The following is a 9,909-nucleotide window of genomic DNA, read 5'->3' as shown; positions in this document are numbered from 1 at the left end:
GGAGAAGTATTACGGTTTGAGTCTGTATGCTTATTGCGGGAATAATCCCATAAGATATATTGACCCTGACGGTAGAATAGCGGTTGATTTTGATACAGATTTATATAATACAGCCGGTAAAAAGATTGGAACTGACGGAGTTGATAATGGTGTTAAAATAGTTGTTACTGATAAAATAGAAGCAAGGCAAATTTTAAAAATCAAAGGGAATGTTGATTTGAATAATGTTAAGTCTGGAGTAACTTTACCAAGTGATGTTACTTTAAAAGAAAGCCTAAATGTTTTAGACAGAACTATTGCCAATGGTGGGTTAATGGAAGAGTCTTCAATTGTTATGAAAGACGGAACAGTTATTCAGGGGCAAACAGGCTCTATGCCTACTGTTGTTAATGGAGTTCAAACAGCTACCACAAGTTTACCAAACTTACCAGCAGGAACAACACCTGCAGACGCAGAAGCTACAATCCATTCTCACCCTACAACAGTACAACAAGTAGGTAACCAAATATTTCCGCAATCGGCAAGTATTCCTTCAGCAACAGACAGAGGAACTTTCAGTCAATATAATACAAATATTATGGTCGGACCTTTGGGAACTGTAAAGACTGCTACTATAAACTCTAATGGGATTTTAAATTTTCCCAATAGACCCAATGGGGCGGTTATTTATAATAGGAATACAACGCTACAAGTAGAATTTACGAGAAAAGCTATTCAAAACATAATAAAAAATGAAAATTATGAAAAAGTGTGTGTATTGGATTTTATTCCTATTTATATGTCAAATTTCTATGGCTCAAGAAAATAGAAAAAATTTTGATTTTATAGTCTGTGTTGATGGAGAAATTGCAACCTCATTAACTAAACCTGTAATTATAGTTAAGCAAGGTATGAATGTTTTGAAAAGAATAGATATAAACTACTACGCAGGTAATTTATCATTGAGTTCCGAAGATTATAATCTGATTCTTTCAGAGCAAGAAATTACCTTGTTTCTTCAATTTGATTATTATCAATATTCATCTAAAGGGAAACAGGAAATTTATAATTATGAAATCGAAATAGGAAAGAATTGGTTTGAACAGATATTTGTTATTCTTAAAATTTACAATTTAGACAAAAAGAAGTATAAGAAAAGATTAGCCCCATTATCAAAAGACAAAAAATATACTTTTGATTTAGAAACTTCTGAAGGACAAATGATAAGAGTTAGAAAAAGATAAATTGTTTCCCTTTTGTTTTATGATATTGTTTGGCTGTTGAAGTTCTTTATTCTCTTCGTAAAGAAAGATTGAATGATAAGGAATAAGACTGTTTTACTACTTTCCCGGCAGAATTTCTGCCGGGATTTTTTATCTATTTATTTTTCCTATTCCTTAGAATAAATTTGAATTTTGAATACAGTCTTCTAAATTTGTTACATAATGTCAGGGAAGGTGGTACGATTATAGCTGGTTATGAATACGGTTACGAAGGGGATAAGTTAAAGGTATCGGGCAGGGGCAGCAACGGTTATGCTTATGTGGAAAGTTTAGTGTATTGGCTTAGGGGAAGTTTTTTTGTTTTTGAAAGCGGGCTTTTTGGAGAGGGCGTGGTGAGTGGGATCGGTAAAAGAGCAGAACGATTACTATCCGTTTGGTATGCGTCAGGAGTGTGGTAATCAGGTGTCTTAAACATAAATAAGCCGACCGAAAATTTTATTTTTCAGTCGGCTTCATGTGCCTGAATATGTCTAACTTTATCTTATTTCCGGTGTGTGGCACTTCCGCCGGTAGAAGTTGCTGCGTTAGTAACGCGAGGATCTCCTTTGTATACCAGATTTGCTCCGGTAGTGAGTTTATATTCCAATTTGTCTGTTACATAAATATAGACGTCTCCGCTTGTTGTTGCTCCTACTTCTGCAAAACGGGCTGTCAGTTCTTCGGCCTTTATTTGGGCGGAAGTTGTTGCTTTGATTTCGAGCTTTTCCGTTTTCCCTTTGAGGGTTACGCTGCCTGATGTCGTTGCCTTCACATCTATAGCGACAGCGGTTAAATCAAGGTTGATATTGGCGGATGTAGTTGTGCTGATGTTGAGATCTGTGAATTCCCAGGGGGCTGTTCCTTCGATATTGGCGGATGTTGTCGCTTTTATTTCTTTCAATAAAGGTACAGTTACATATACGTCCATTTGGGTTGCTTTTTCGATATTGACATCCTGTACAATCCGGATTTCCAATGCATTGTCCTTGACAACGGTTTCCAGGTAAGGCTGGATATTGTCGTCGGTTTTTACGACTACAGCTTTGGCCTCCCCTTGGGTAAGAAAAACATGTATACCCCGGCTGGCTTTTATTTCGTTGAAAGAAGTGACATTCCGTTCTTCGATTTGTACGTTACCCGATCCTTTGATGGATTTCTGGGTTTTCCAGCCGTAGCAGCAGGCTGAAATCATAATTGTCAATAGTAAACAGAAAATAGTCTTCATAGTATAATGTTGTAAAATTTATTGTTTGATGTTATTTATTTGCGTTCGCTGACAGAAGCGGCTGTTGAAACTTCGGCTTTCAGAACACGGGGAGAACCTTTGAAAGTAAGCTTGGAAGCTCCGTTTGCCTCGTATTCAATTTCTTCGGTTACGGTTATTTCAGCATTGGCTGCCCCGGCAACCTCTATGTCGGCTTTACGTACATTCAGATTTTCTGCATTCAGTTTGGCTGCTGCTGAAACTTCGGCTTTCAGAACTCCGGCACTTCCGCTTAAGTCTACTTTGGAGGCTCCGGCAAGCTCGAGTTTCAGTGAAGTCACGTCGATTCGGAGGGTTAATTTGGAAGCAGCAGAGATATCCAGTTCCATTTCCTGGCTTTTCCATAACGACTCGCTGCTGATGGAAGAGGCTCCGCTGGCTTCGATTTCACGAATAACCGGGATTGTGATGTCGATTTTCATCGGACATTTTGAATCGAATCCCCGGTTACCGGACATTTTGATATATAATTTTTTGTCTTTTACTTCCGTTACGATATAGGGGAGTATGTTGTCATCGGCTTCGATACTCACGCGCTGTGATTTGCCTTGTGTCAAAGTTACCTGGAAAGCAAGCCCGACATCAATGCTTTCGAAGGAGGCTATTTTACGGATTTCCGATTTGGGATTTCCGGAACCGACAATGTCTTGCCCCGATGCTGAAAAGGCGAATAATGCGCAAATCAGGAGTGTGAAAAAAGATAAAGTTTTCATGATATCTATTACTATTTATTAATTAAGACGTTGATAGGTAGTAAAATGTTACAGTAAAATTTGATTTTATTTAAATAAGGTATGTTTTATATCTTTTGTTCCGCTTTCCCGGATATCAATTTTCCGGGTAGTTTTTATTTTAATATCAGTCGTTCGTTGTCTCCGTACATTTCATAACCCGATGTAATTACTTTTTCTCCCGCTTCTACACCTTCAATTACCTGATAATACTGCGGGTTTTGTTTGCCGATCTTGATTGTGCGGCGGTAAGCTTCGCTGCCATCCGGCGAAAGTACGAATATCCATTGACCGCCGGTGCTTTGATAGAAGGCACCTCTCGGGATGAGTACCGATTCGTCGGCTTGTCCCAATTGCAGGTTGATGTGATAGGTTTGTCCGGTACGAACATTTTCAGGCATTTCTCCGACGAAACAAAGGTCTGTCTTGAATTGTCCGCCTTTTACATCCGGATATACTTTCAGCACTTTCATGTTGAAGTTTGTGCCCTGGCGTTCCAGAGAAGCTTCCAGGTCTTTACGTACACGGTCGATATAGTGCTCGTCGATTTGCGCTACGACTTTGTAGTTGTCGAGAACATTGATTTTCCCGATCTCCATGCCGCTGGATACACTTTGTCCGATTTCAACCGATAAGGTTCCCAATTGTCCGCTGATCGGTGCTTTTACATTCAGGTTATCGTTTCTTTCCCGTACCAGTTTCAGGTTTCTCCGCATGTTGTTCAAACTCTCCTGCATATTTTCGACCTGGATTTCGCGGTAGATGGAGTCCTGCTTTTGACGTTCAATCAGCATTTTGTTGTTTTCAACGGATGTTTCATAATCTTCTTTGGCTGTCAGGTAATCTTCTTTGGCGATCAGGTCCTCTTCATACAGTTTTTTATTCTGATCGTATTTACGTTTGTTACGGGTGACTGTCAATTCACTTTGCAGACGTTCCTGACGAATACTCAGTTTTTCTTTTTCCATGGAGAGCAATGTATTTCTCAATTCGTTTTCCTGATAGGCCAGGTCGGCTTCACTTTTCAGGATTTCCATCGACAGGTTGGGGTTTTCCAATTTAACGATAATGTCTCCCTTTTTTACCATAGCTCCTTCTTCCACGATTTTTTCAACAACCCGTCCTCCTTCCAGAGCACTCAACTGGAAAAACATGATCGGTTCCACATTTCCCATGATCCGGATATAATCATTAAATGTACCTTTCCGTACCTCTTCGATGGTGATTTTATCTTTTTCTACCCGTAAGGTCGAACTGTGATTTCCGAATATCAGCCAGCCGATGAAGAGTAGTGCCAATGCACCTCCGATAAGATAAGGGATATGTTTTTTCTTTAATCCTCTCTTTTGTTCGATAACCTTGTCCATGATATATAGTATTTTAATTATTATTCAAATGTTTGTATTTTTAATGTTGAATCTTTGTTTGCAAAGGACTGCCCTGGTAAAAGTCGATCATTCTTTTCTTGATCCCATAGGTTAATTTGGCTTTCAGCACGTCGTGTTTTGCCTGACGCAAATTATTGTCACTGGTATTGAGATCGATGATTGTTACCAGACCTTGTTCGTATTTCTTTTTGTTCGCTTCGTAAGATAATTCACTGAAATTTTCCTTTTTGATGGCCATGTCGAATTCCTGGGAAGCAGCTTTCAGGTCCAATACGGCCAGTTCGATTTCTTTGTAAACGTCCTGGAGTGTTTCCCGGTAAGCGAACTCAGCGTCTTTCATTTGATATTTGGCACGGGCAACATTCGAATGCCTGTATAATCCGCCGAATATCGGAATGTTCACCTGGAAACCGAAACTCTTACCCATGTTGTTTCTAAACTGATAGGTATAAGAAGCGTCTTGGGTGTGGTAATAATAAGTCGAAATATCGCCGTATGCACTGAAGGACGGGAAAAGGTTACCTTTGCTAATGTACCAGTTGAGCTGGGCGGCCCGGAAAGCCCGTTCCGCAGAGTTGGCTTGTGGAAGGTCAGTCTGGGCTTTTTCGTAAAGTGCTTTTATATCGAGTTCCTGATTTTGGGGAAGCGCACTGCTCAGTGAACTGACATTAATGTCCAGTAAGCCTTCTTTTTCTTCCTCGTAATTCATGGCTTGTTTTAAGGTCACCAAGGCCGTGGCTTTGCGGTTTTGGTTGGCAATCAGGTTGTATTCGCTTTCTGCAACCTGTGCCTGTATATCGAATAAATCGCTTTTCGGTTTCATCCCGAGCTCGTGTTGCCGTTCCATCCGTTTTAGTTGCAGACGGGCATTTTCCAGTTGTTCGGTTGAAATTTCGATTAATCCTTCTGCATAGGCCAGATCGTAAAATGCCTGCATGATACTGATAGCAATGTCGTTGGCCTTTTTTTCAGAGTCTTCCAAGCCTTTCATTTGGGAAACCTTCCGGTAACGAAGAGTATTGATGGCTCTGAAACCGGAAAATAGGTTAAGAGAAGCCCCCACTCTGTAATAATTCGTAATATTACGTGTGTTGATGTAGGTATTGTCGGCACCGATGGAACGTCCGAAGTTATAGTTCCAACTGGAAGAACCGTCGACGCTGGGAAGCAGATCCAAACGGGCATCCCTTAAATTTTTATTATCCGTTTTGTTGTTTAGTAACTGACGTTCCATGCTCAGATTGCGATCTACTCCATAGTCGATACATTCCTGCAATGTCCATTTTTTGTCCTGCCCCTGACTTTGAAATAGAAAAGAGAGCAAAATCATTAAAGTAAAACTGAATTTTATCATTTTATCTATTTTTTCGTGATATTACTTTTGCACTTTGCCTTAGCATTTGCCAAAAGCGTGCCAAAATTATTAATATATTGATTTACAATTTTTTATAATTGACACTTCAAATGTGTACTGTCTAAAAAATAGACAATGTTGTGTGATATTTTTACAAGTGTTTCCCGGCATGAAGCAGGGATAGAAAAAAAACTTCAAAAATGTCTATTTTTTAGACACATGTATAGGGAGATAACAGAACGATTTGTAGTTTTGGAATATTAAATCGAATGTTATGGCTAAAAAAGGAGTAATACTGGTTGTAGATGACAATAAATCCGTATTGACGGCGGTAGAGTTGTTGTTGGGAACATATTTTGAGAAAGTGATTACCTTGACGCTTCCGGACCGGATTCCTACGGTGTTGTCCGCAGAGCGGGTAGATGTTGTTTTGCTGGACATGAATTTTTCGGCTGCGATTAATACGGGAAATGAGGGAATTTATTGGCTGTCGCGGATAAAAGAATTGGCTCCGGAAATCCCGGTGGTGTTGTTTACAGCCTATGCCGATATTGAGTTAGCGGTAAAAGCGGTGAAAGAAGGGGCTGCTGATTTTGTTGTGAAGCCCTGGGATAATGCCAAACTGGTGGCAACTTTATTGTCGGCTTACCGTTTGCGGGAATCCCAAAGTGAAGTAAAGCAACTCAAAGAAGAGAAAAATGTATTGAAGAATCAACTCAATAGCGAACCTTCCATGTTATGGGGAACGTCTCCTGCTATTATGCAGGTTTATAATCTGGTATGCAAAGTGGCCAAAACGGATGCCAATATATTGCTTACGGGAGAAAACGGGACGGGTAAAGAGATGATTGCCAGAGAAATTCATCGTTTGTCAAACCGTTCCAATGAAGTGATGATTTCTGTCGATATGGGAGCTGTGACGGAGACGCTTTTCGAGAGCGAATTGTTCGGGCATGTGAAAGGGGCTTTTACAGATGCGCGTGAAGATCGTGCCGGTAAGTTCGAAGCTGCCAATAAAGGTACTTTGTTTTTGGATGAGATCGGAAACCTGTCGTATGCTTTACAGGCGAAATTGCTGGTTACCCTGCAAAGCCGGAAGATTGTGCGGGTGGGTTCGAATAAACAGATCGATACGGATATACGTTTGATTTGTGCCACCAACCGTAATATACAGGAGATGGTGGAGAAAAATCATTTCCGGGAAGATTTGCTCTATCGCATCAATACCATTCATATCGAGATACCGCCTTTACGTGAAAGGCAGGAAGATATCATTCCGTTGGCTGAATATTTCTTAAAAAAATATGTTTCAAAATACGGTAAAGAGATGATCCGGCTCCAGCCGGCGACGAAAGACAAGCTGCTGGAATACAAATGGCCGGGGAATATCCGGGAGTTGCAGCATGCGATAGAAAAGGCTGTGATTATGTGTGAAGGGAATACGATCAAACCTTCGGACTTTTTCTTTAAAACGGTGACCACGACCTTTATCGACCGGAATGAGACGCTGGAAGATATGGAGAAACAAATGATCAAGCTGGCTCTGGATCGTAGTAACGGAAATTTGTCGGCTGTTGCAACTCAGTTGGGGATAACCCGGCAGACCTTGTATAATAAAATGAAGAAATACGGTTTGTAATACCGGCTGTCCGGAACTTAATCAGATAACTATGTTTAGAAGAATATCCTTGCATCTGTTGTTTTTCCTGCTGATTATTATTTCCTGTTCCGTAGCGACATGTATTCTTTTTATCGGAGGATACAACGCTTGGGGAGTTATAGCGGCATTGGTCGTGGTATATTATGTTTCTAAAACACTGACGTTTTATAATGCAGTGAACCGTAAACTGGCATATTTTTTCGAGTCGATGGAAAATGACGACTATTCTGTGAATTTTCGGGAGAAGAAAGGAACCAGTGCGGAAATGTTTCTGAATTATATTCTGAACAAGATGAAGCATATCATTCAGAAAACCCGGATAGAGGCTCAACAGAAAGAAAAATTTTATGAGGTGATTCTGAGCAGTATACATTCGGGTATTGTAATTCTGAATCCGAAGGGGTTTGTTCTGCAAACCAATGTTGCGGCATTGAAATTGCTGGGATTGAATGTGTTTACCCACACGCGTCAGTTGGACCGGGTTGACCCGGCAATGACCTCGCTTTTCGATTCCTTGAAACCGGGGGATAACAAGACTTTTTCTCTGACGATGGAGAGAGGAACGGTACAATTGAGTATTAAGGTAACTGGAATTACGATCGATAATGAGGCACAGAGATTGGTCGTCGTACACGATATTAATAATGAAATGGATGAAAAAGAAATCGAGTCCTGGATCAAGTTGATTCGTGTGCTTTCCCATGAAATTATGAACTCCATAGCACCGATTACTTCTTTGAGCGATACCTTGCTGAATTTGTACGAAGATCAGAGCGTAGATGCCAACGCTATCCGTCCGACAGCGATGAACGGGTTGCATGTCATCAGCGAAACCAGTAAAGGTTTGGTTTCTTTTGTCGAGTCGTACCGGAAATTTACGCGAATACCGACACCCAGCCGGGAGTTGTTCAATGTCAGTGAATTCGTACAGCGGATTGTGATTCTGTGTAGTGCCGAAGATAATTTCAATTCGGTGAAGATCGATATGTCCGGAGTTCCGGAAGATTTGAAGTTGTATGCCGATGCCAATCTGCTGGGACAGGTGTTGATCAATATTGTAAAAAATGCAATTCAGGCTTTGCGGGGAAGGAAAGATGCAGCGATTGAAGTCAAGGTATGGAAAACAGAAGATAACAGGACAATATTTACAATAAAGGATAATGGCCCCGGTATTCCGGAAGAACTGATGAAGCAGATTTTCGTACCTTTCTTTACGACGAAGGAGCAAGGATCCGGTATCGGTTTGAGTATTGCCCGTCAGATTATGCGGGCTCACGGCGGTAGCATACGGGTTCATTCCGTTCCGGATAAGGAAACCCGTTTTACGATAGAGCTGTAATTCGATTTACGTTTTTTGTTATGCCGGCAGATTTAGTTTGAATTTGAAGACAAGTCGGCGTAAAAATTACACACTGGGACGGACTCATTGTGTAATTTGGGGGTTACGATTTACGATTTTTGCCGCATTATATAAGTAAAGTTCTGAAAAGAATTCAGGTTGTAAATTCAGATTTTAAATTGGACATACAGATTTCCCCATCGTAAATTTGAGCGATAAACAAGGGGTATGCATCAGGGAGAGACGGAGTTTGTAGTCCTGAATCTGCAATTGCTCATCTGATTACTGATTTGATGTTTTCGATTAACAGAGAGATGGCAACGGAGTTGAAGCCGCCTTCCGGGATGATGACATCTGCATATTTTTTAGACGGTTCGACAAATTCCTCGTGCATGGGTTTTACAGTGCCGATGTATTGGTTGATAACCGATTCCATGGTGCGTCCTCTTTCGGCCACGTCTCTCAAAATCCGGCGGGCCAGACGTAAGTCGGCATCGGTATCGACAAAAACCTTGATGTCCATCAGGTCGCGTAGAGCTTTACTGTCGAAAATCAGAATACCTTCTACGATGAGCACTTTGGCCGGGACAACAGGGATCGTCTGTTGCAAACGGGTATGATCGACGAATGAATAGACCGGACGTTCTACCGGTATGCCGTTTTTCAGCATTTCGACATGCATTACCATCATGTCGGTATCGAAGGACTGGGGATGGTCGTAATTCAGCTTACGCCGTTCTTCCAGAAGGATATCGTTGTGAGGTTTGTAATAAAAATCGTGACTGAGTGTAACTACATCTTTTTCTGCAAATGCTTCCTGTAGTTTACGGACTAGAGTACTTTTCCCGGATCCTGTACCGCCGGCAACACCGATAACTGTCGTATTCATGTTAATGGATTTGTTTCTGCAAATATATTTTAAAAAGTCAAAA

Annotated in this window: 9 protein-coding genes and 1 pseudogene; 5 read left to right on the top strand and 5 right to left on the bottom strand. The window is 40.9% G+C overall.

Annotation, left to right across the window (positions count from 1 at the left end):
• From DD657_RS02365 to DD657_RS02355, 3 genes and pseudogenes are all read left to right on the top strand, one after another.
• Positions 1 to 808: pseudogene (locus DD657_RS02365) on the top strand (hypothetical protein); the annotation flags it as partial.
• A complete protein-coding gene (locus DD657_RS02360; protein ID WP_068691249.1) occupies positions 792 to 1,223 on the top strand; it encodes a hypothetical protein in 432 nt (143 codons plus the stop codon). The pseudogene DD657_RS02365 and the gene DD657_RS02360, both read left to right, overlap by 17 nt.
• 191 nt (positions 1,224 to 1,414) lie before the next feature.
• Positions 1,415 to 1,660 carry a hypothetical protein gene (locus DD657_RS02355; protein WP_148453342.1) on the top strand — a complete coding sequence of 82 codons (246 nt, stop codon included), beginning with the start codon at positions 1,415 to 1,417 and terminating at the stop codon, positions 1,658 to 1,660.
• A gap of 83 nt (positions 1,661 to 1,743) precedes the next feature.
• On the opposite strand, the gene DD657_RS02350 is transcribed toward DD657_RS02355, so the two are convergent.
• From DD657_RS02350 to DD657_RS02335, 4 genes are all read right to left on the bottom strand, one after another.
• Positions 1,744 to 2,466 (bottom strand): head GIN domain-containing protein, encoded by a 723-nt coding sequence (locus DD657_RS02350; RefSeq protein WP_287048340.1) that lies wholly within the window; start codon positions 2,464 to 2,466, stop codon positions 1,744 to 1,746.
• Positions 2,467 to 2,501: 35 nt separating this feature from the next.
• Entirely contained in the window at positions 2,502 to 3,218 is a 717-nt protein-coding gene (locus DD657_RS02345) for a head GIN domain-containing protein (RefSeq protein WP_287048338.1), read from the bottom strand.
• A 134-nt stretch (positions 3,219 to 3,352) separates the two neighbouring features.
• Complete coding sequence (locus tag DD657_RS02340; protein WP_068691241.1) at positions 3,353 to 4,603, bottom strand: efflux RND transporter periplasmic adaptor subunit; 1,251 nt, start codon at positions 4,601 to 4,603, stop codon at positions 3,353 to 3,355.
• A gap of 40 nt (positions 4,604 to 4,643) precedes the next feature.
• Positions 4,644 to 5,978 (bottom strand): TolC family protein, encoded by a 1,335-nt coding sequence (locus DD657_RS02335; RefSeq protein ID WP_068691240.1) that lies wholly within the window; start codon positions 5,976 to 5,978, stop codon positions 4,644 to 4,646.
• A gap of 274 nt (positions 5,979 to 6,252) precedes the next feature.
• On the opposite strand from DD657_RS02335, the gene DD657_RS02330 reads away from it, so the two are divergent.
• Positions 6,253 to 7,617 (top strand): sigma-54-dependent transcriptional regulator, encoded by a 1,365-nt coding sequence (locus DD657_RS02330; protein WP_021989455.1) that lies wholly within the window; start codon positions 6,253 to 6,255, stop codon positions 7,615 to 7,617.
• A gap of 31 nt (positions 7,618 to 7,648) precedes the next feature.
• The gene (locus DD657_RS02325; protein WP_068691238.1) at positions 7,649 to 8,977 is read left to right on the top strand and encodes a sensor histidine kinase; all 1,329 of its coding nucleotides are present in this window, start codon (positions 7,649 to 7,651) and stop codon (positions 8,975 to 8,977) included.
• Between the two features lie 274 nt (positions 8,978 to 9,251).
• On the opposite strand, the gene udk is transcribed toward DD657_RS02325, so the two are convergent.
• Positions 9,252 to 9,866 (bottom strand): uridine kinase, encoded by a 615-nt coding sequence (gene udk, locus DD657_RS02320; protein WP_021989453.1) that lies wholly within the window; start codon positions 9,864 to 9,866, stop codon positions 9,252 to 9,254.
• Between the last annotated feature and the right edge of the window lie 43 nt (positions 9,867 to 9,909).

Origin of the sequence: Culturomica sp. (assembly GCF_003524185.1) — a bacterium.
In the GTDB taxonomy this organism is placed as follows: domain Bacteria; phylum Bacteroidota; class Bacteroidia; order Bacteroidales; family Marinifilaceae; genus Culturomica; species Culturomica massiliensis.
Note: the sequence above shows the minus strand (reverse complement) of the source record. Positions and strands in the feature narration are given on the sequence as shown.

What these genes read in the sequence shown, in the direction of transcription:
- DD657_RS02350 (WP_287048340.1), bottom strand. Translation starts at nt 2,466, where the DNA reads ATGAAGACTATTTTCTGTTTACTATTGACAATTATGATTTCAGCCTGC.
- DD657_RS02335 (WP_068691240.1), bottom strand. Translation starts at nt 5,978, where the DNA reads ATGATAAAATTCAGTTTTACTTTAATGATTTTGCTCTCTTTTCTATTT.
- udk (WP_021989453.1), bottom strand. Translation starts at nt 9,866, where the DNA reads ATGAATACGACAGTTATCGGTGTTGCCGGCGGTACAGGATCCGGGAAA.
- DD657_RS02325 (WP_068691238.1), top strand. Translation starts at nt 7,649, where the DNA reads ATGTTTAGAAGAATATCCTTGCATCTGTTGTTTTTCCTGCTGATTATT.
- DD657_RS02360 (WP_068691249.1), top strand. Translation starts at nt 792, where the DNA reads ATGGCTCAAGAAAATAGAAAAAATTTTGATTTTATAGTCTGTGTTGAT.
- DD657_RS02330 (WP_021989455.1), top strand. Translation starts at nt 6,253, where the DNA reads ATGGCTAAAAAAGGAGTAATACTGGTTGTAGATGACAATAAATCCGTA.
- DD657_RS02340 (WP_068691241.1), bottom strand. Translation starts at nt 4,603, where the DNA reads ATGGACAAGGTTATCGAACAAAAGAGAGGATTAAAGAAAAAACATATC.
- DD657_RS02345 (WP_287048338.1), bottom strand. Translation starts at nt 3,218, where the DNA reads ATGAAAACTTTATCTTTTTTCACACTCCTGATTTGCGCATTATTCGCC.